The following is a 19713-nucleotide window of genomic DNA, read 5'->3' on the forward strand; positions in this document are numbered from 1 at the left end:
GGGCGAACTCCGCCACCGCGCGCCCGCGGTGGGCGGATGATCGACGTGTGGACGAAGCAGACCCCCTCGACGCCTACTCGGCCGTGGTCACGCGGGTCGCGGCATCCGTGCTGCCGAGCGTCGCGAGCCTCGCGGTGCGCACGTCGCGTGGGGAGGGCGCGGGCAGCGCGAGCGTGATCTCCACCGACGGCGTGCTGCTCACGAGCGCGCACGTCGTCTCGGGTGCGCGCTCGGTCGAGGCCACGTTCGCCGACGGCACGTCGGTGGCGGTCGACGTGATCGGGCGCGACGTGCTCTCCGACCTCGCGGTGCTCCGCGCGCGGGCGAGCGTGCCGGCGCCGGTCGAGCTCGGCGACGCCGCCGCGCTCAGGGTGGGCCAGCTCGTCGTCGCGCTCGGCAATCCCATGGGGCTCGCGGGCAGCGTCACGGCCGGCATCGTCTCGAACCTCGGCCGTTCGCTGCCGACCGCCTCGGGGCGCGTCATCGACGAGGTCATCCAGACGGATGCCGCGCTGAACCCGGGTAACTCGGGCGGCGTGCTCGCCGACGGCACGGGCCGCATGGTCGGCGTGAACACCGCGGTCGCGGGCGTCGGCCTCGGACTCGCGGTGCCGATCAACCGCGCGACGAGGGACATCATCGACACGCTCACCCGTGCCGGACGCGTGCGCCGCGCCTGGCTCGGCATCGTCGGCACCAAGGTGCAGCTCTCGCCCGAGCTCGCGGCCCGCATCGGCTCGCCGACCGGCCTGCAGGTCGCGGGCATCGCGCCCGACAGCCCGGCGGACCTCGCCGACATCCACCGAGGCGACATCGTCGTGTCGCTCGACGGCAACGACGTCGTGACCTCGACGTCGATCCAACGCCTCATGGTCGAGGACGCGATCGACCGCCAGGTCGAGATGACGGTGTGGCGCAACGGCGCACTGGTGGACGTGTTCGTCGTCCCGCGTGAGCTCGTGGACGCGTCCTAGGCGCGGTCGGGCCGTAGCGTCTCGATACGCGTCGCCTCCGGCGGCGCTACTCGACGACCGGGGCAGCGGCGCTACTCGACGACCGGGGCATCGTGCGCCACGTAGACTGTTCGCATGCCCCTCGAGCCCAAACTCGCCGATCTGCCGCGCATTCGCGGGGCGCTCCGCTTCTACCAGGTGGCCGCGATCATCACCGGTGTGCTGCTCCTGCTGCTGTGCGCCGAGATGCTCATGAAGTACGCGTTCGGGCTCGAGCTCGAGCTCGGCGGCCCTGACGGCTTCCTCGCCTTCGTGCCGATCGACACCGTGACCGCGGTCAACCTCTCCACGGGCATCCTCATCGTGCACGGCTGGTTCTACGTCGTGTACCTGTTCAGCGACTTCCGCCTGTGGAGCCTCATGCGCTGGCCGTTCACGCGGTTCATCGTCATCGCGCTCGGCGGCGTGATCCCGTTCCTCTCGTTCATCCTCGAGGCCCGCATCGGCCGCGAGGTGCGCACGTACCTCGAGCGACGCGAGTCCGAGGCATCCGCCGCACCGGCCGCCCCGACGGATGCCGCGACCGACCCCGCCGACTCCATGGAGGCCCAGCAGTGACCGACGCGTCCCCCGAGCAGCCCACCGAGCAGCGTCCCGTCCTCGTCGTCGACTTCGGGGCGCAGTATGCCCAGCTGATCGCGCGGCGCGTGCGCGAGGCATCCGTCTACTCGGAGATCGTGCCGCACACCATCACGGCCGAGGAGGTGCGCGCGAAGAACCCCGTCGGCATCGTGCTCTCGGGCGGACCGTCGTCGGTGTACGAGGAGGGCGCGCCGGCGCTCGACGAGGGCATCCTGCAGCTCGGCGTGCCGACGCTCGGCATCTGCTACGGCTTCCAGGTCATGGCGCAGCAGCTCGGCGGCGAGGTCGCGCACACCGGCCACCGCGAGTACGGCTCGACGGCCGTCACCGCGCGCACCGACGACGACAACGCGCTGCTCTCGGGCCAGCCCGAGGCGCAGATCGTATGGATGAGCCACGGCGACTCGGTCTCGCGGGCGCCCGACGGCTTCGAAGTGCTCGCCTCCACGGCGACGACGCCGGTCGCGGCCTTCGCGAACGACGAGCGGTCGCTCTACGGCGTGCAGTGGCACCCCGAGGTGAAGCACTCGGAGTTCGGCCAGCGCGTGCTCGAGAACTTCCTGCACCGTGCGGCCGGCATCCCCGCCGACTGGAACCCCGACAACGTCATCGCCGAGCAGGTCGAGCGCATCCGCGCCCAGGTCGGCTCCTCGCGCGTGATCTCGGCGCTGTCGGGCGGCGTCGACTCGGCGGTCTCCACCGCGCTCGTGCAGCGCGCCGTCGGCGACCAGCTCACCGCCGTGTTCGTCGACCACGGCCTGCTGCGACAGGGCGAGCGCGAGCAGGTGCAGCAGGACTACGTCGAGGCGACCGGCGTGCGGCTCGTGACGATCGACGCGGTCGACACGTTCCTCGACGCGCTCGCCGGGGTCACCGACCCCGAGGAGAAGCGCAAGATCATCGGCCGCGAGTTCATCCGCGCGTTCGAGCAGGCCGAGCGCGACCTCATCGCCGAGGCCGCGGCCGACGGCGAGCCCATCCGATTCCTGGTGCAGGGCACGCTCTACCCCGACGTCGTCGAATCGGGCGGCGGCACGGGCACCGCGAACATCAAGAGCCACCACAACGTGGGCGGACTGCCCGAGGACCTGCAGTTCGAGCTCGTGGAGCCGCTGCGCACGCTCTTCAAGGACGAGGTGCGCGCCATCGGCCGCGAGCTCGGGCTGCCCGAGGCCATCGTCGGGCGCCAGCCGTTCCCCGGCCCCGGCCTCGGCATCCGCATCGTCGGCGAGGTCACCCGCGACCGCCTCGAGGTGCTGCGCCACGCTGACGCGATCGCACGCGAGGAGCTCACCGCCGCCGGCCTCGACCAGGAGATCTGGCAGTGCCCGGTCGTGCTGCTCGCCGACGTGCGCTCCGTGGGCGTGCAGGGCGACGGTCGCACCTACGGCCATCCGATCGTGCTGCGTCCCGTCTCGTCGGAGGACGCTATGACGGCCGACTGGACCCGCCTGCCCTACGACGTGCTCGCGCGCATCTCGAACCGCATCACCAACGAGGTGCGCGAGGTGAACCGCGTCGTGCTCGACGTCACGTCGAAGCCGCCGGGCACCATCGAGTGGGAGTGAGGTCGCGCAGCGGCCGATGACGAAGGGCGCGGACCGTGTGGTCCGCGCCCTTCGTCGTTCTCCCTCAGGTGCGTTCAATCGAGTTTGCTGAGGTCCCAGTCGGGCGCGCTTTCGAGCTGGATGAGACGGTTGTAGACCACTCCGTTGACGACCGAACGACCCCCAAGGATGACGACGCGATGCGGCTTCAGGCGCACCAACTCCCGCTCCACGACATCGGGGAGGCCGTCGTACGTGGTCAGGAGAACGGGTCCGCCTGTGAGCCCGGCCAATGGGGCGCCGGCCAGGGCGTCGGGGAAGTTGAACCCGTTCGCGATGTAGACGACCGGAACGCCGGGCTCGTACTGCGAGGCCGAGATCTCCACCGAGGTGGCGAATCGGTCGTCGCCGGCGAGGCGTGTCGGAGCGCCCGAGATCAGCGCGTCGAGTCGGGCTTCGACGGAGTCGCCGATGACGGAGGTGCCGCCGAGGATGATGATGCGGCTCGGCGCGAGTCGGCGCAGCTCATCGGCGACCACGTCGGGGACGCCATCGGGTGCAGTGAGCAGCACGGGACCGTCGGTGAGGCCGGCGAGGGGCGCTCCCGACAAAGCGTCGGGAAAGTTCAGGCCGCTCGCCACGTACGCCACGGGCACACCCGGCTGGAAGTGCGAGGCTGAGATGGCAGCGGAGGTCGCATAGCGATCGTCACCTGCCAGTCGAGTCGGCGAACCCGAGACGATGGCATCGATCGCCGATTCGACCGCAGTGCTGATCACCGCGGTTCCCCCGAGGATGACGACGTGAGACGGCTGCAAGCGCCGCAGTTCGTCAGCGACCACGTCGGGCAGCGCATCGGGCTCGGTCAAGAGCACGGGGCCACCCGTGATGCCGGCCAACGGTGCTCCGGAGAGGGCATCGGGGAAGTTCAACCCGCTCGCGATATAGGCGACCGGCACACCGCGCGCGAACTGAGACGCCGAGACCATCGCGGAGGTGGCGTACCGGTCGTCCCCCGCGATCTGCACGACTTCGTCCCATGGGGCACCGGGAAGATCGAGCTCGGCATTCAGGCCGGTAACGACAGCCCGCTCCCCGAGAACCACCACATCCGATGCGGACATGTCGGATTCGTTGCTCCACCATTCGTTCCGGTAGGGCGACCCTTCCGGAGCCCAGAACTCGAGGTGGTACGCGTTGGCGGGCATCCCACGGAACTCGAAACGGCCGCTCGAGTCCGTGCGAACCGAGCTCCCGGTGTCCTCGACGAACGTACCGTCGATGGAGCGGGGGTTGGCCCTCGCATCGATCCGCACGTCGGCGAGGGGTGCGCCACCGGTTCCCACCACTCGGCCCGACATCGAGCCGCCCTTCTCGAGCGCGGCATCCATACCCGTCAGCGTCTGACCCTCCGCCACCGTGAAGTACTCGGCCTGCCACGGCTGGGCCCGGTCGTTCCAGTATTCGCTGGCGTAGTCGCGATACAGCGGGTCTGTTCCCCTTCCGAAGAAGATGGTGTAGCGACCCGCCCTGATGTCCGTGAACCGGAACACGCCGTTCCCGTCGGCGTCCTTCCAGTAGTAACAACTCGGAACCGGGCCGAGCCCCGGTTCGCAGAGCACAGTGTTCGCGTGTGGGATGGGGAGTCCGCCTTCGTCGGTCACCGTTCCAGAGATGGATGCCGAGAGCGACAACCGGGCGTCAAGTCCGACGATGGTGTCGCCCGGGCTGACGGTGAACACTCTGGCTGAGAGGCTGTCGCGGGTGTCACCCAGCCACTCGGAGACGAAACCGGGACTGGAGAACCCCAGCGAGTACGACCCAGCGGGGACGCTCTCGAAGCGGAAGATGCCGTCGGCGTCCGACTGTGCGGTGCCGCGGAAGGCGAAGTCGGGCTTGATCGACTCGTAGAGGGTCACCTGCACGTCCGCGAGAGGGGTGTCTCCGGTTCCCGTGACCATTCCAGAGATCGAACCTCCCGTCACTGTGCTGTCAGCGTGGGCCGATGCGGCGCTGAGCCCCGCGAGCGCGACGGCGACGACCAGCGTGAGGGCGGCGGGGAGAGTGGAGCGCGCACGTCGACGGCGCGCAGCAGGGCGAGGGGACAATCGGGTCTCCGGGCGGGTTCGGGTCGGTCGCCCGGGATCGTTGCGCGCAACGTTTGGGGTGGGCTCGATGATGATTCGACCACACCGACGGCACCCGGGGGAAGCACGCGTTCGGGGCGCGCCGCGCGCAGCCTCAGTCGAGCAGCAGCCGGTGGATGGCGCGACGATGCGACGCGACGTCCACGGGCTCGTCGTGGCGGGCCGTGAGCTGGTGCAGCAGCACCCCGTCGGAGTAGTCCGCGAGCCAGCGGGATCGCTCCTCGGCGTCGTCGATGCCGGCCGCCTCGACCATGGCGCGGGCCACGCCCATGAAGCGGCGGTGCCCGCCGACGACGGTGTCGGGGTCCGCGAGCGAGAGCGCGAAGCGTGCGCGCGTGAGGTCGGCCTGCTCCGCCACGAACGCGGCGAGGTAGGTCGCGAGGCGATCGGCGAGCGCATCGGCGTCGGTGGGGGGCGGTGCGTCGGCGCCCGCCGACCAGAGCTCGAGGTCGCGCTGCTCCAGGCGATCGACCGCGGCGGCGACGAGCGCGGCGCGCGTGCGGAAGTAGTTCGAAGTGGTGCCCGCGGGCGAACCGGATGCCGCGTCGACGGCGCGGTGCGTCAGCCCCTTCATCCCGTGCGCGGCGACCACGTCGAGGGCGGCGTCGGCGACGAACGTTCGGCGATCCATGCGGCGAGTGTAGCGGAAAGGACTACAGAAGTAGTGGCATCACTATTTTTGTAGTAACGTTCCGGGCATGACCAGTCCGACTCGCATCCGCATCGTCGGCGGCGGCATCGCCGGCCTCGCCCTCGCGGCCTCGCTCGACCCCGAGCGATTCGACGTGACGCTCGTCGAGCAGCGCGGCGAGCTGCCCGACGTCCGCACGATCCTGGCGATGTGGCCCGAGGCGGTCGACGCCCTCGCGCGGATCGGCGTGGCCGAGCAGCTGCGGAGCATCAGCCCGTCGATCGACCGCTTCCCGATCCGCAGCAGCACGGGGCGCAGCTGGTCGGAGCTGACGACGCCCGTCGGCGTGCTGGTCGCCCGCGACGACCTGCTCGCGGCCCTCGACGCGGCCGTTCCGGCATCCGTCGCCCGCGTCACCGAACGCGTCGATCGAGTCGTGACCGAACCGGGTGAGCTCGTCGTCGGCGCCGACGGCGTGCACAGCACCGTGCGGCGGTCGGGCTGGGGCGGTCGGGCGGATGCCGCGCTGACGCCGTTCCTCGCGGTGCGCGGCGTGCTGCCCGAGTCCACGCCGGCTGAGGCGATGGGCGAGTACTGGGGTCGGGGACGCCTCTACGGCGTCGGACCGCACCGCTCGGGCACCAACTGGTACGCCTCGTTCCGCACCGACCTCGGGCCACGGCACGTCGACGTCGCCATCGCGCTCGACCTCGCCCGCGAGGGCATCGAAGACCTCGCGCCGGGGCTGGCACGGGTGCTCTCGGCTGCGGACCCCGAGACCTCGCTCGCCCAGCGCATCTGGACGACGCCGCGCCTCCGCTCCTACGTGCGCGGCCGGCTCGTACTCGTCGGCGACGCGGCGCACGCCATGACGCCCAACCTCGGCCGCGGCGGCTGCGAGGCGCTGGTCGACGCCGTGACGCTGGGGCGGCTCCTCGGCGAGCTGCCCGTCGACGAGGCGCTCGTCGCGTACGACCGGGAACGCGTCCGGCCGTCGCAACGGCTGCGCGCGGCATCCGCTGCCCTCATGCGGGTCGCGCTCGCCGAACGCGCCCAGCCGGCGCGCGACGGGCTGCTCGGCGTCGTCAGCCGCGTCGCGGCTCGACGGGCGCGACGTACGCGACAGGATGCCGCGGGGCCGTCGGCCGCCGTTCCGAGCTGACGCGGCGACGAACCGGCGAGCGACCCCGCGCCACTGGCAGGATGGGCGCATGGGAGTCGTCGAGAACTCGAAGCTCACCGTCGTCGGCGCTGGCAGCGTGGGCGCCAGCCTGGCCTACGCCGCGCTGATCCGCGGCTCGGCGAGCGAGGTCGCGCTCTACGACATCGCGGCCGAGAAGGTCGAGGCCGAGGTGCTCGACCTCGCCCACGGCACGCAGTTCACCGACGCGCGCGTGACCGGCGGCACCGACCTCGCCGTGGTCGAGGGATCGCACGTCGTCGTGGTCACGGCGGGGGCGAAGCAGCATCCGGGGCAGTCGCGGCTCGAGCTCGCCGACACGAACGTCGGCATCCTCGAGGGCCTGCTGCCGGCGCTGCAGCAGCGGGCGCCCGACGCGATCTTCCTGCTCGTGACGAACCCGGTCGACGTACTGACGGTGGTGGCGCAGCGGATCACGGGCCTGCCGCCGAACCGCGTCTTCGGATCGGGCACCGTGCTCGACACGTCGCGCCTGCGATGGCTGCTCGCGCGTCGCGCGGGCGTCGCGACCTCGAGCGTGCACGCCGACATCGTGGGCGAGCACGGCGACACCGAGTTCCCGCTGTGGTCGAACGCCCGCATCGGCCCGGTGCCGATCCTGGACTGGCGCGGCGGCGATCCGTTCACGCTCGGGCAGCTCGACGAGATCGCGCACGAGGTGCGCAACGCCGCCTACACGGTCATCCGCGGCAAGGGTGCGACGAACTCCGCGATCGGCCTCGCCGGGGCGCGCATCGTCGAGGCGATCCTCGACGACGAGCACGCGGTGCTGCCCGTGAGCACCGTGCTCGACGGACAGCACGGGATCGAGGGCATCGCGCTGTCGGTGCCCTGCCTCGTCGGCGGCGACGGGGCGTTCCCGCTCGGGGGCGTGCCGTTCTCGGCCGACGAGGAGGGGTTGCTGCGGGCGTCCGCGGATGCGATCCGCGCGTCGGTGGAGTCGCTCGGGCGCTGAACGGTTCGGGCGTGTCGGCTGAACCTCGGCGCCGCAGCATCCGCTCGAGTGCGGCGCGGCGCCGCGGCATCCGCTCGGTGCACCCGAAACGCGGAACGGCCGCCCCGAAGGGCGGCCGTCCGTGTGTCGATGCTGTCGCTAGTTCCGGGCGATGGCGAGGAAGCGCAGGATCTCGAGGTAGAGCCAGATGACGGTGACCATGATGCCGAAGGCGCCGGTCCAGCCGTACTTCTTGTGGGCGCGGTTGCGCACGCCGCGCTGGATCATGTCGAAGTCGAGCACGAGCGAGTACGCGCCCATCAGGATGACCAGCACGCCGATGATGAGGCCGAGCGGGATGCCGCCGATGCTCACGCCCAGGAGGCCCCACGGGTCGTTGTTCACGCCGGTCCACATCAGGATGAGGTTGATGAACGAGAACACGACGTAGCCGAGGAGCGCCACCATGAAGATCTTCGTGGCCCGCTTCGAGGCGCGGACCTTGCCGCTCGCGAAGAGCGCCAACGTCACGCCGACGACGGCCAGCGTGCCGATGACCGCCTGCGCCACGATGCCCGACCACTGGGACTCGAACATGAGCGAGATGCCGCCCAAGAACACGCCCTGCGCGGCCGCGTAGGCGAGGATGAGGGCCGGCGAGGGCTCCTTCTTGAAGATGTTGACGAGCGCCAGCACGAAGCCGACGAGCGACGCGACCCAGAACACCCACGGCGCGGCGGGCGTGATCGTCCAGCCGACCGCGGCGAACACGACGAGCACGCCGAACGAGGCCGCCGTCTTGGCGATGGTGTTCTCGACGGTCATGACCTCGCGGTCGGGGAGCGTCGCAGGCTGGTTGTACAGCTCTTGGAGCTGCTGCGCCGACACGTCTTGTGCGGCGGCGACGGCTCCCTGCTGAGAGAAGGCGGAATTCCGCGAGAACGCGGGATTGTCGAGAGCCATGGGGTTCCTCTGCTTTCGGCTTTCGTCGGTGCGGGGGACGGGCATCGGATGGGGCATCCGCGCCGTGCACCAATCTACCGGTCGTAGCAGTGATAACGCCCAGAGTTCTGCGCGGATTCCCGCGGATGCGCGGGTCGCCGCCGCTACGCTGGGCCCATGCTGCACGACTCCGGCGCGCGCCCCCTCGTGATCGGGCACCGCGGCGCGTCGGGGTACCGCCCCGAGCACACCCGCTCGGCGTACGAGCTGGCGTTCGCGCTCGGCGCCGACGCGGTGGAGCCCGACATCGTGTCGACGCGCGACGGCGTGCTGGTGCTGCGGCACGAGAACGAGATCTCGGGCACGACGGATGTCGCGACGCGGCCCGAATTCGCCGCCAAGCGCACCACGCGAGAGGTCGACGGCCGGCCGCTCACGGGCTGGTTCACGGAGGACTTCACGTGGGGGGAGCTCTCGACGCTCCGCGCTCGCGAGCGGCTCGGCGCCCTCCGCCAGGCGAGCGCGAGCTTCGACGACCGCTACCCGGTGATCCGGTTACGCGACCTGTTCGCGCTCATCGACACGGCCGCCGACGAGCAGCGGCGGCTCATCCGCATGGTCGCGGAGTTCAAGCACGCGTCCCACTTCGCGGCGCTCGGCCTGCCGCTCGACGAGCTCTTCGCCGCCGAGCTCGACGACGCGGGCTGGGGACGCGGCGATGAGCGGCTGGTCATGGAGTCGTTCGAGCTCGACGTGCTCGACCGGCTCGGGGCTCGCGGCATCCGTGGACCGAGGGTCTTCCTCGTGGAGGCGACCGGGGCACCGGTCGACGTCGTCATCGCGCAGGGCCGAAGCGCGTCGAGCTACGACCACTTCATGACGGAGGCCGGGCTGCTCGGCCTCGCCGGACGGGTCGACGGCGTGAGCGTCGGCAAGGCACGGCTCGTCGGGCCGTGGAAGCAGGCCTCGCCGCTCACCGGTTCCGACCTCGTCGACGCCGCGCACTCGGCGGGGCTCGTCGTGTACACGTGGACGCTGCGGCCCGAGAACCGCTTCCTCGCCCCGGGATTCCGCCGCGGGTCGGCGCGATCGGCGTTCGGCGACTGGCTGGGGGAGTTCCGCGAGGTGATCGGCGCCGGCGTCGACGGGATCTTCGTCGACCACCCCGACCTCGGCGTCGAGGCGCGGCGGGCGGCATCCGGCGTGCGCTGAGGCGGCGTCGCCTGCACATCCCCCGCCAAGTCACGACTTTCGGTCGCCTGCGTCTCACGGATGCGACGAGAACACGTGACTCGCGCAGAGGGCCGGGCGGCGGCGGCGCGAAGCGCACCGCGCAGGGCCGGCTGTCGGATGCCGCGCCTAGAATTGACGGGACATGACGCTGATCCTCGACCCCGACGACCCGGCCGGCTGGCGCGAGGCGCCGCCCGCGTCCGCCGCACCGTCCGCCGCCGCTCCGACCGGCACCGTGCCCTCCGCCGGCGACCGCCTCACCGACGGGCTCAACCCCGAGCAGCGCGAGGCCGTCGAGTACCGCGGGCAGGCGCTGCTCATCGTCGCGGGCGCAGGCTCGGGCAAGACGCGCGTGCTCACGCACCGCATCGCGAGCCTCATCCAGAGCCGAGAGGCGTGGCCGAGCCAGATCCTCGCCATCACGTTCACGAACAAGGCCGCCGCCGAGATGCGCGAGCGCGTCGAGGCGTTGCTCGGCGAGGCCGCCGGCGGCATGTGGATCTCGACATTCCACTCGGCGTGCGTGCGCATCCTGCGCCGTGAGGCCGAGTCGCTCGGGCTCTCGTCGACGTTCACGATCTACGACTCCGCCGACACCCGCACGGTGCTGAAGCGCATCATCAAGGAGCTCGACGCCGACACGATGGGCTTCACGCCCGCGAGCGCCCAGGCGAAGATCTCGCGGCTGAAGAACGAGCTCGCCGACGTCGAGACGTACGCGCGCAATGCCAACACGAACGACCCCAACGAGGTCATGTTCGTCGAGATCTTCCGGCAGTACACGCGTCGGCTGCGCGACGCGAGCGCCCTCGACTTCGACGACCTCATCGCCGAGACCGTCTACCTGTTCCGCGCGTTCCCGAAGGTCGCGTCGCTCTACCAGCGCCGGTTCCGGCACATCCTCGTCGACGAGTACCAGGACACGAACCACGCCCAGTACTCGCTCATCCGCGAGCTCACCCAGCCGGTCCCGGCCGACCGGGTGCACGAAATGGAGGGCCACGGCGTGAACGTGGCCGCGCTGACGGATGCCTCGGGCGGCATCCCCGGTGCCAGCCTCACGGTCGTCGGCGACTCCGACCAGTCGATCTACGCCTTCCGTGGCGCCGACATCCGCAACATCGTGGAGTTCGAGCGCGACTTCCCCGGAGCGAAGGTGGTGCTGCTCGAGCAGAACTACCGGTCGACGCAGAACATCCTCTCGGCCGCCAACGCCGTCATCTCGAACAACTTCGACCGGAAGGACAAAAAGCTGTGGACGGCCGTCGGCGACGGCGAGCTCATCACCGGCTACACCGGTTACACGGCGCACGACGAGGCGCAGTTCGTCGCCGACGAGATCGAGTCGCTGCACCGCGCCGGCATCGCGTACCGCGACATCGCCGTCTTCTACCGCACCAACGCGCAGACGCGTGCGCTCGAGGAGATCTTCGTGCGGTCGGCCCTGCCGTACCGCGTCGTCGGCGGCACGAAGTTCTACGAGCGCGCCGAGATCAAGGACGCGATGGCGTACCTCATCTCGGTGGCGAACCCGGTCGACGAGCTCGCGCTCCGCCGCATCCTGAACACGCCCAAGCGGGGCATCGGCCCGGCCACCGAGACCGCGTTGGCGAGCTTCGCGGAGCAGAACGGCATCTCGTTCCGCGAGGCGATGCGCAACGCCGACGCACTCGGCCTCGGCCCGAAGGTCACCGGCGCGATCCTCGGGCTGGCCCGCGTGCTCGACGAGGCCGCCGCGATGCTCGTGCCGTCGTCGCGCGCCGTCGCCGAGGGCACGAACGAGGGTGCGTCCTCGGTCTCCGACGTGCTCGTGTTCCTGCTCGAGAGCTCGGGCCTCATCGACGCACTCCGCAATAGCCGAGACCCGCAAGACGAGACGCGCGCCGAGAACGTCGAGGAGCTCGTCGCCCAGACGCGCGACTTCGACCGCGAGAACCCCGGGGCGACGCTCGTCGACTTCCTCACCCAGGTCTCGCTCGTCGCGGCGGCCGACGAGATCGACGACGCCTCGGGCACCGTGTCGCTCATGACGCTCCACACCGCGAAGGGCCTCGAGTACCACGCCGTGTTCCTCACCGGACTCGAGGAGGGCCTGCTGCCGCACCAGATGTCGGCATCGGAGCCAGGCGGTCCCGCCGAGGAGCGCCGCCTGTTCTACGTCGGCATCACGCGGGCCCGCAAACGCCTCTTCCTGTCGCTCGCGATGAGTCGCGCCCAGTTCGGCGAGGTCGCGGTGGCGATGCCGTCGCGCTACCTGCAGGAGATCCCCGAGGGGCTCATCGACTGGCGGCAGTCGCCGGGCATGGCCACGTCCCGCGGCGGTACCCAGCCGCGTGCGCTGAACGCCCGCCGCCCCGGTGGCGCCTGGGGCACGCGCGACCGCGACCTCGAGAAGTTCAGCGTGCTGAAGAGCGCCGCGCCCAAGGCCGAGTGGGCGAACCGGGTCACCGGCACCGTGCGCGACAACGGCGACCTCACGCTCGAGGCGGGCGATCGCATCCGGCACGTCGACTTCGGCGAGGGTCGCGTGACCCAGGTCACCGGTGAGGGCACCAAGCGCATCGCGCACGTCGCCTTCGACACCGCTGGGCAGAAGAAGCTCCTCATCAAGATCGCGCCCATCGAGAAGCTCTGAACGTCGAGCGGATGCCGCGTTCCCAGCCGGCCCACAGGCGACCCATCGCTCGGCGATAGGGTCCACCAGCACGATGGCGTCATGGCATTCCTCCTGCACGACGCCCGGCACCTCGAGCGGCCCGCCCGCTCGATGGCCGGTCCCGAGCGGGAGCGTGCCCGTCGGCGGCTGTGGCGGAGCGACCTGCTCGCCGCCGGTGCGGTGGCATCCGTTGCGGTGGCGGTCGGCCTGTTCCTCGCCGAGGGCGGGGCGAACCGGTTCGGCGACGTCGGCTCGGCGCTGACCTCGCTCGGGATCGTCGCGGGCCTCGTCGCGACCGACCTCGTGCTCGTGATGCTGCTGCTCGCGGCGCGGGTGCCGCTCATCGAACGCGCCGTCGGCCACGACGCCGCGATGGCGTTGCACGGCCGACTCGGGAAACCGGTCGTGTACCTCCTCGTGGCGCATGGCGTGCTGCTGCTCACGGGTTACGCCGTGGCCGACGGTGTCGACCTCGTCGCCGAAGCGGTGGCGATCTGGTCGCTGCCCGACCTGCCGCTCGCGCTGCTGGGGTTCGGCCTGTTCGCGCTCGTCGTCGTGACCTCCCTCGTCGCGGTGCGCCGCCGCCTGCGGTACGAGACGTGGCACCTCGTGCACCTGCTCGCCTACGCGGCCGTGCTCGCCGCGCTGCCGCACCAGTTCAGCGTCGGCGGGCTCTTCGCCGAGGGCACGTGGCAGTACTGGTACTGGCTCGCCATCACGTGGGGCACACTCGCCGCGGTGGTCGTCTTCCGACTCCTCGTGCCGCTCGTCGCGACCCTTCGGCACCGCCTGGTCGTCGAGGCCGTCGAGCCGATCGGCACGAGCGGCCAGGCCGTCTCCGTCACGATGCGGGGCGCCGACCTCGAGCGCCTGCGCGCCACGGGAGGGCAGTTCCTCGTCTGGCGGTTCCTCGCCCGCGGGCAGTGGTGGCAGGCGCATCCGTACTCGCTGTCGGCCGCGCCGCGCGGCGGCAGGCTGCGCATCACCGTGCGCGCGCTCGGGGCGGGATCCGCGAGCCTCGCGGGCATCCGGCCCGGCACGCGCGTCGCGATCGAGGGCCCGTACGGCATCTTCAGCGAGGCGGCGCGCAGCCGGTCGCGCATCGCGTTCGTCGCGGCCGGCATCGGCATCACGCCCGTGCGGTCGCTGCTCGAGACGGCGACGTTCCGTCCGGGCGAGGCGACGGTCGTCGTCCGCACGCCCGAGCCCGCTGCCGGGTGGCTGCTCGACGAGCTCGGAGAGCTCTGCGCGGCGCGCGGCGCGACCCTCATCACGGTCCCGGGTCCACGCGGGCGCGGCTGGCTGACGGACGCCGCGGAGCACGAGGGCCTCTCGCTGGCGGCGTTCGTGCCGCGGCTCGACGACACCGACCTGTACGTCTGCGGACCGCGCGACTGGGCGGAGCGCGTCATCGCCGAGGCCCGCGCGGCGGGCATGGCCCCCGAGCAGGTCCATCACGAGAGGTTCGACTGGTGAGACGACGAGCGGTGATCCTGGCCTCCGCCGCCTCGGCGACGGCGATCCTCGGCGGCTGGCAGCTCGGGCTGCTGGGCACGCCCTCGGCGCCCGTCGCCGAGACGACGACGCAGACCGTCGGTGGGTCGAGTGGCATCCCAGGCGGCAGCTCCGAGAGCGGAACGAGCGGCAGCTCCGACACCGGAAGCTCCGGCTCGACGGATGCCGCGACCTCCGCCCCGTCGACGGGCTCGGGTACCGACGCGAACACGGGCACGTCGACCGACACGAACGCCGCCGCCTCGACCGACGGCACCTACTCGGGATCCTCGGTCGGCACGCGCTTCGGCGACGTGCAGGTGCAGGTCACGATCTCGGGCGGCGCGATCACCGACGTGACGGCCCTCCACCTCACCGATCACGACGGCCGCTCGGTGTCGATCAGCAATCGGGCGGAGCCGATCCTGCGCGACGAGGTGCTGCAGGCGCAGTCGTCGTCGGTCTCGCTCGTGAGCGGCGCCACGTACACGAGCGCCGCCTACCTGCAGTCGTTGCAGGCCGCGCTCGACGCGGCGGGCTTCTGATGGGCGCGCGGCCGACGGTCGGGCTCGCGGGCGGCACGTTCCATGCGATGGGCACCGTCGTCAGCGTCCGGGTGGGCGTGCGGCCGGGCGACGACACGGATGCCGCGGCCGCCGTCGCGGCGGTCGATGCCGTCTTCCGCCGGTGGGAGGCTCATTGCAGCCTGTTCGACCCCGCGTCCGAACTGAGTCGGATCGCCCGCGGCCAGCTCGCCCTGCCCGAGGCCGGCGCGGACGTGCGCGACGCGTACGCCCTCGCGCTCGAGTGGCGCATGCGCACCGACGGCGCCTTCACGCCGCATCGCGGCGACGGGGTGATCGACCTCGATGGGGTGGTGAAGGCGCTCGCGATCGCCGAGGCCGGCGAGTTGCTCGCGCACGGCGGGTCTCCGCGGTGGGCGATCGACGCGGGCGGCGACGTGTTCGTGTCGTCGACGACTGGCGACGACGAATGGCACGTCGGGATCGTGGACCCGGCCGATCGCGCGGCGCTGCTCGGCGGCATCCGCCTGGGTGCCCGACGACGCGCGGTCGCCACGTCGGGCAGCGCGGAGCGCGGCGACCACATCTGGACCCGGCCGGGCGAGGGGCCGACCCCGTTCGTGCAGGTGAGCGTGGCAGCCGACGACATCGTCACAGCCGACGTCATCGCGACGGCGATCGTCGCGGGCGGCCGCGCAAGCCTCGACACGTGCGCCGACCGGTTCGACGTCGACGTGCTGGCCGTGGAGCACGACGGCTCGCTGCTCGCCACGCCGGGCTGGCCGCGAGCCGTCAGCGCCCCGGCGGTTCCGCGGTCGGCGCCTCCTGCAGCCCCGCCGGCCGCGGGAGCCGCGCGATGAGCCCCATCGCGTCGAACGGCGCCCGCACCTTCACGTCGTTGTCGAAGTAGAGGAACGCGTCGCGACCCGCGTCGAGATGCGTCCGCGTCCAAGTCGCCCAGCGGTCGAGCGATGCGTCGTCGTACCCCGAGGCATAGAGCTCCTCCTCGCCGTGCAGCCGCGCGTACGCGAAGTCGGCGGTCGTGCGATCGATGCGCGGGTAGCGGCCCGCGGTGTCGGCGGTGACCGAGGCCACGCCGTGCCGGGCGAGCAGGTCGGCCCACTCCTCCTGCCGGTCCTCGAACTCCGGATGCCGCACCTCCACGGCATGCCGCAGCGGCCGGTCGACGATCGCCGCGGCGTCGAACCACGACGTCCCCTCCATCCGCTCGTCGTGCCCGGCCGCGAGCGCCGCGGCATCCGTCGTCGTTCGCGGCAGCAGGCCGAGGAAGCGGTCGGCGACCTCGGGATCGAACCCGAGGTTCGGCGGCAGCTGCCAGAGCACCGGACCGAGCTTCGACCCGAGCGCCAGCACGCCCGACGCGAAGAAGTTCGCGAGCGGCGCCCGGATGTCGCCGAGCCGCTTGATGTGCGTGATGAAGCGCGGGCCCTTCACCGCGAAGACGAAGCCGTCGGGCGTCGCGTCGTGCCAGCGCACCCAGTTCGCGGGCCTCTGCAGCGAGTAGAACGAGCCGTTCACCTCGATCGAGGTCATCCGCTCGGAGGCGAACGCGAGCTCGTCGGCCTGGCGGAGGCCCGTCGGGTAGAAGCTCCGGCGCCAGTTCGGATAGCGCCAGCCCGAGATGCCGATGCGCGCCTCGGCCATGGCTACACGGCGGTCCCGAGGAGTGCGCCGATGACCCAGGTGACGACGAGTGCGAGCGCGCCCCCGACGACCACGCGCAGCACCGCGCGACCGCGAGGGCTCCCGCCGATCCACGCCGATAGCCAGCCCGTGATCGCGAGCGCGACGATGACCGCGACGAACGTCGTGGCGACGCGCCATTCGGGCGGCGGCAGGAGGATCGCGAGCATCGGCAGCACCGCGCCGACGAGGAACGACAGCGCGGATGCCCACGCCGCGTGCCACGGGTTCACGACGTCGTCCTGCGAGATGTGCAGCTCCGTCTCGAGGTGGGCGGCCAGCGCATCGTGCGCCGTGAGCTCGACGGCGACGCGCTCGGCCGTCTCGGCCGAGAGCCCCTTCGTGCGGTAGAGCGCGGTGAGCTCGGCCAGCTCCTGGGCGGGCATGGTCTCGAGCTCCCAGCGCTCCTTCGCGATCAGGGCGCGCTCGGTGTCCCGCTGGCTCGAGACCGACACGTATTCGCCGAGCCCCATCGAGATGGCGCCGGCGAGCACCGCCGCGACGCCCGCGATGAGGATCGCGGCGAGGTCGGTGGTGGCGGCCGCGACGCCGACCACGAGCGCGGCGACCGAGACGATGCCGTCGTTCGCGCCGAGCACGCCCGCCCGTAGCCAGTTGAGCTTCGCGTGCACCGATCCGTCGTGGGGATCGGTGCGATGGATCGGTTCCACGGGGTCGACCATGCGGCCAGTCTCGCAGCGGGCCGGGCCACCCGCCAGCATGGCGAGCCTGTCCTCACCTGCGCTCGCCGCGGCATCCGCTCGCCGTCGCGGTCGTCGGATGCCGCCGCCGCACGTGCTCGCCGGCAGTCGCGCCTGCCCGCGCGCATGTCCGGGACCCCGGACATCCCGGTTCGGACGCCCCACGACGGGGGAGTACCATGGTCGTCGGCCCGCTATCTCGATATCGAGAGAATTCTCGACGTCGAGACAACATCCGGCCGGGCCTCTCATCCCACCATCCCTGCGCGATCACGCGCGGACCGATTGGAAGCAGAGCGTGGATCTTTACGAGTACCAGGCCAGAGACCTCTTCGAGAAGTACGGAGTGCCGGTGCTCGCCGGCATCGTCGCGGACACCCCCGAGGACGTGCGCAAGGCCGCCGAACAGCTCGGCGGCGTCGTCGTGGTCAAGGCCCAGGTGAAGACGGGCGGCCGCGGAAAGGCGGGCGGCGTCAAGGTCGCCAAGACCCCCGACGAGGCGGAGGAGGCCGCGAAGGCGATCCTCGGGCTCGACATCAAGGGCCACGTCGTCAAGCGCGTCATGGTCGCCGCCGGTGCGAAGATCGCGCAGGAGTTCTACTTCTCGGTGCTCCTCGATCGCGCCAACCGCTCGTACCTCTCGCTCACGAGCGTCGAGGGCGGCATGGAGATCGAGCAGCTCGCCGTCGAGAAGCCCGAGGCGCTCGCGCGCGTCGAGGTCGACCCCGGCACGGGCATCACGCCCACGAAGGCGCGCGAGATCGCCGAGGCCGCGAACTTCCCGGCCGAGCTGGTCGACAAGGTCGCCGACGTCTTCGTCAAGCTCTACGACGTGTACGACAGCGAGGACGCGACGCTCGTCGAGGTCAACCCGCTCATCCTCGACGAGGACGGGAACATCATCGCCCTCGACGGCAAGGTCACGCTCGACGAGAACGCCGAGTTCCGCCACGCCGGACACGCGCTGCTCGAGGACAAGGCCGCGGCCGACCCGCTCGAGGCGAAGGCCAAGGAGCTCGACCTCAACTACGTCAAGCTCGACGGCGAGGTCGGCATCATCGGGAACGGCGCGGGCCTCGTCATGTCCACGCTCGACGTGGTCGCCTACGCCGGCGAGAACCACGGCGGCGTGAAGCCCGCCAACTTCCTCGACATCGGCGGCGGCGCGTCGGCCGAGGTCATGGCCAACGGCCTCTCGATCATCCTCGGCGACCCGCAGGTCAAGTCCGTGTTCGTGAACGTCTTCGGCGGCATCACCGCGTGCGACCAGGTCGCCAAGGGCATCGTCGGCGCGCTCGCCGAGCTCGGCTCCAGCGCGAACAAGCCGCTCGTCGTGCGCCTCGACGGCAACAACGTGGTCGAGGGCCGTCGCATCCTCGAGGAGGCGGCGCACCCGCTCGTCACCCTCGCCGACAACATGGACCAGGGCGCCGACAAGGCCGCCGAGCTGGCGAACGCGCAGTAAGGGATTCGAGACAAATGACGATCTTCCTCAACAAGGACAACAAGGTCATCGTCCAGGGCATCACCGGCGGCGAGGGCTCGAAGCACACCGCGCGCATGCTCGCGGCGGGCACCCAGGTGGTCGGCGGCGTGAACGCCCGCAAGGCCGGCACCACCGTGCTGCACAAGGACCAGGACGGCAACGACGTCGAGCTCCCCGTCTTCGCGTCGGTGACCGAGGCCATCGAGGCGACCGGGGCCGACGTCTCGATCGCGTTCGTCCCGCCGGCCTTCACGAAGGACGCCGTGATCGAGGCCATCGACGCCGAGATCCCGCTTCTCGTCATCATCACCGAGGGCGTGCCCGTGCAGGACTCCGCCGAGTTCTGGGCCTACGCCAAGGAGCAGGGCGACAAGACCCGCATCATCGGCCCGAACTGCCCCGGCATCATCAGCCCCGGAGAGGCGCTCGTCGGCATCACGCCGGCGAACATCACCGGCAAGGGTCCGATCGGCCTCGTCTCGAAGTCGGGCACGCTCACGTACCAGATGATGTACGAGCTCCGCGACCTCGGCTTCTCGACCGCCATCGGCATCGGCGGCGACCCGATCATCGGCACCACGCACATCGACGCGCTCGCCGCGTTCGAGGCCGACCCCGAGACCAAGGCGATCGTCATGATCGGCGAGATCGGCGGCGACGCCGAGGAGCGCGCGGCCGACTTCATCAAGGCCAACGTGACGAAGCCCGTCGTGGGCTACGTCGCCGGCTTCACGGCGCCCGAGGGCAAGACGATGGGCCACGCCGGCGCCATCGTGTCCGGCTCGGCCGGAACCGCGCAGGCGAAGAAGGAGGCCCTCGAGGCCGCCGGCGTCAAGGTCGGCAAGACGCCGTCCGAGACCGCGCAGCTGCTGCGCGAGGTCTACGCGGCGCTCGGCGCATAGCGTTCAGCGACCCGCA

The 19713-nt window shown here is 71.3% G+C and carries 17 protein-coding genes; 12 read left to right on the forward strand and 5 right to left on the reverse strand.

The features are described 5' to 3' along the window. Positions 1-47: 47 nt before the first annotated feature. The 3 genes from ACWGO8_RS12510 (at position 48) to guaA (ending at position 3163) form a co-directional block, all read left to right on the forward strand. Entirely contained in the window at positions 48-974 is a 927-nt protein-coding gene (locus ACWGO8_RS12510; protein ID WP_452043333.1) for a S1C family serine protease, read from the forward strand. Between the two features lie 114 nt (positions 975-1088). Beyond that, the gene (locus ACWGO8_RS12515; protein WP_452043334.1) at positions 1089-1571 is read left to right on the forward strand and encodes a DUF3817 domain-containing protein; all 483 of its coding nucleotides are present in this window, start codon (positions 1089-1091) and stop codon (positions 1569-1571) included. Next, positions 1568-3163 (forward strand): glutamine-hydrolyzing GMP synthase, encoded by a 1596-nt coding sequence (gene guaA, locus ACWGO8_RS12520; RefSeq protein ID WP_452043335.1) that lies wholly within the window; start codon positions 1568-1570, stop codon positions 3161-3163. Before ACWGO8_RS12515 ends, guaA begins: the two co-directional genes overlap by 4 nt. A gap of 74 nt (positions 3164-3237) precedes the next feature. On the opposite strand, the gene ACWGO8_RS12525 is transcribed toward guaA, so the two are convergent. After that, positions 3238-5103: a cell wall-binding repeat-containing protein gene (locus tag ACWGO8_RS12525; RefSeq protein ID WP_452043336.1), complete on the reverse strand. Its 1866-nt coding sequence runs from the start codon at positions 5101-5103 to the stop codon at positions 3238-3240. A 280-nt stretch (positions 5104-5383) separates the two neighbouring features. Beyond that, positions 5384-5920 carry a TetR/AcrR family transcriptional regulator gene (locus ACWGO8_RS12530; RefSeq protein ID WP_452043337.1) on the reverse strand — a complete coding sequence of 179 codons (537 nt, stop codon included), beginning with the start codon at positions 5918-5920 and terminating at the stop codon, positions 5384-5386. Positions 5921-5987: 67 nt separating this feature from the next. Here ACWGO8_RS12530 and ACWGO8_RS12535 point away from each other — a divergent pair, with 67 nt between their 5' ends. Together ACWGO8_RS12535 and ACWGO8_RS12540 are read left to right on the forward strand one after the other, a co-directional pair. Beyond that, the gene (locus ACWGO8_RS12535; RefSeq protein ID WP_452043338.1) at positions 5988-7082 is read left to right on the forward strand and encodes an FAD-dependent monooxygenase; all 1095 of its coding nucleotides are present in this window, start codon (positions 5988-5990) and stop codon (positions 7080-7082) included. A 49-nt stretch (positions 7083-7131) separates the two neighbouring features. Beyond that, entirely contained in the window at positions 7132-8076 is a 945-nt protein-coding gene (locus tag ACWGO8_RS12540; RefSeq protein ID WP_452043339.1) for an L-lactate dehydrogenase, read from the forward strand. A 138-nt stretch (positions 8077-8214) separates the two neighbouring features. On the opposite strand, the gene ACWGO8_RS12545 is transcribed toward ACWGO8_RS12540, so the two are convergent. Beyond that, the gene (locus ACWGO8_RS12545; RefSeq protein ID WP_452043340.1) at positions 8215-9018 is read right to left on the reverse strand and encodes a Bax inhibitor-1/YccA family protein; all 804 of its coding nucleotides are present in this window, start codon (positions 9016-9018) and stop codon (positions 8215-8217) included. A gap of 156 nt (positions 9019-9174) precedes the next feature. Between ACWGO8_RS12545 and ACWGO8_RS12550 the strand changes: the two genes are divergently transcribed. The 5 genes from ACWGO8_RS12550 to ACWGO8_RS12570 all read left to right on the forward strand — a co-directional run bounded on the left by ACWGO8_RS12550 (position 9175) and on the right by ACWGO8_RS12570 (position 15764). Then, a complete protein-coding gene (locus ACWGO8_RS12550; protein ID WP_452043341.1) occupies positions 9175-10209 on the forward strand; it encodes a glycerophosphodiester phosphodiesterase family protein in 1035 nt (344 codons plus the stop codon). Positions 10210-10372: 163 nt separating this feature from the next. Beyond that, a complete protein-coding gene (locus ACWGO8_RS12555) occupies positions 10373-12865 on the forward strand; it encodes an ATP-dependent helicase (RefSeq protein WP_452043342.1) in 2493 nt (830 codons plus the stop codon). Positions 12866-12946: 81 nt separating this feature from the next. Further along, positions 12947-14362 (forward strand): ferredoxin reductase family protein, encoded by a 1416-nt coding sequence (locus ACWGO8_RS12560; protein WP_452043343.1) that lies wholly within the window; start codon positions 12947-12949, stop codon positions 14360-14362. Next, positions 14359-14925 carry an FMN-binding protein gene (locus tag ACWGO8_RS12565; RefSeq protein WP_452043344.1) on the forward strand — a complete coding sequence of 189 codons (567 nt, stop codon included), beginning with the start codon at positions 14359-14361 and terminating at the stop codon, positions 14923-14925. Before ACWGO8_RS12560 ends, ACWGO8_RS12565 begins: the two co-directional genes overlap by 4 nt. Beyond that, entirely contained in the window at positions 14925-15764 is an 840-nt protein-coding gene (locus ACWGO8_RS12570; RefSeq protein ID WP_452043345.1) for an FAD:protein FMN transferase, read from the forward strand. Before ACWGO8_RS12565 ends, ACWGO8_RS12570 begins: the two co-directional genes overlap by 1 nt. Here the strand turns inward: ACWGO8_RS12570 and ACWGO8_RS12575 are convergent. Continuing rightward, on the reverse strand, positions 15697-16569 hold the full coding sequence (locus ACWGO8_RS12575; protein ID WP_452043346.1) for a DUF72 domain-containing protein: 873 nt from the start codon (positions 16567-16569) through the stop codon (positions 15697-15699). The two genes, ACWGO8_RS12570 and ACWGO8_RS12575, sit on opposite strands and share 68 nt — an antisense overlap. Positions 16570-16571: 2 nt before the next feature. Then, entirely contained in the window at positions 16572-17291 is a 720-nt protein-coding gene (locus ACWGO8_RS12580) for a VIT1/CCC1 transporter family protein (RefSeq protein WP_376954042.1), read from the reverse strand. Positions 17292-17607: 316 nt separating this feature from the next. On the opposite strand from ACWGO8_RS12580, the gene sucC reads away from it, so the two are divergent. Both sucC and sucD read left to right on the forward strand, forming a co-directional pair. Then, entirely contained in the window at positions 17608-18774 is a 1167-nt protein-coding gene (gene sucC, locus ACWGO8_RS12585; RefSeq protein WP_452043347.1) for an ADP-forming succinate--CoA ligase subunit beta, read from the forward strand. A 14-nt stretch (positions 18775-18788) separates the two neighbouring features. Next, positions 18789-19697, forward strand: coding sequence for a succinate--CoA ligase subunit alpha (gene sucD / locus ACWGO8_RS12590; protein WP_452043348.1), 909 nt, complete (start codon positions 18789-18791; stop codon positions 19695-19697). Positions 19698-19713: the final 16 nt, after the last annotated feature.

The sequence above is a fragment of the Agromyces sp. NPDC055661 genome, assembly GCF_053618135.1.

Excerpts from the sequence above, each read along its gene's own strand:
- ACWGO8_RS12515 (WP_452043334.1), top strand. The coding sequence starts at position 1,089 with ATGCCCCTCGAGCCCAAACTCGCCGATCTGCCGCGCATTCGCGGGGCG.
- ACWGO8_RS12525 (WP_452043336.1), bottom strand. The coding sequence starts at position 5,103 with ATGGTCACGGGAACCGGAGACACCCCTCTCGCGGACGTGCAGGTGACC.
- ACWGO8_RS12530 (WP_452043337.1), bottom strand. The coding sequence starts at position 5,920 with ATGGATCGCCGAACGTTCGTCGCCGACGCCGCCCTCGACGTGGTCGCC.
- ACWGO8_RS12535 (WP_452043338.1), top strand. The coding sequence starts at position 5,988 with ATGACCAGTCCGACTCGCATCCGCATCGTCGGCGGCGGCATCGCCGGC.
- ACWGO8_RS12540 (WP_452043339.1), top strand. The coding sequence starts at position 7,132 with ATGGGAGTCGTCGAGAACTCGAAGCTCACCGTCGTCGGCGCTGGCAGC.
- ACWGO8_RS12545 (WP_452043340.1), bottom strand. The coding sequence starts at position 9,018 with ATGGCTCTCGACAATCCCGCGTTCTCGCGGAATTCCGCCTTCTCTCAG.
- ACWGO8_RS12550 (WP_452043341.1), top strand. The coding sequence starts at position 9,175 with ATGCTGCACGACTCCGGCGCGCGCCCCCTCGTGATCGGGCACCGCGGC.
- ACWGO8_RS12555 (WP_452043342.1), top strand. The coding sequence starts at position 10,373 with ATGACGCTGATCCTCGACCCCGACGACCCGGCCGGCTGGCGCGAGGCG.
- ACWGO8_RS12560 (WP_452043343.1), top strand. The coding sequence starts at position 12,947 with ATGGCATTCCTCCTGCACGACGCCCGGCACCTCGAGCGGCCCGCCCGC.
- ACWGO8_RS12570 (WP_452043345.1), top strand. The coding sequence starts at position 14,925 with ATGGGCGCGCGGCCGACGGTCGGGCTCGCGGGCGGCACGTTCCATGCG.
- ACWGO8_RS12575 (WP_452043346.1), bottom strand. The coding sequence starts at position 16,569 with ATGGCCGAGGCGCGCATCGGCATCTCGGGCTGGCGCTATCCGAACTGG.
- ACWGO8_RS12580 (WP_376954042.1), bottom strand. The coding sequence starts at position 17,291 with ATGGTCGACCCCGTGGAACCGATCCATCGCACCGATCCCCACGACGGA.
- sucD (WP_452043348.1), top strand. The coding sequence starts at position 18,789 with ATGACGATCTTCCTCAACAAGGACAACAAGGTCATCGTCCAGGGCATC.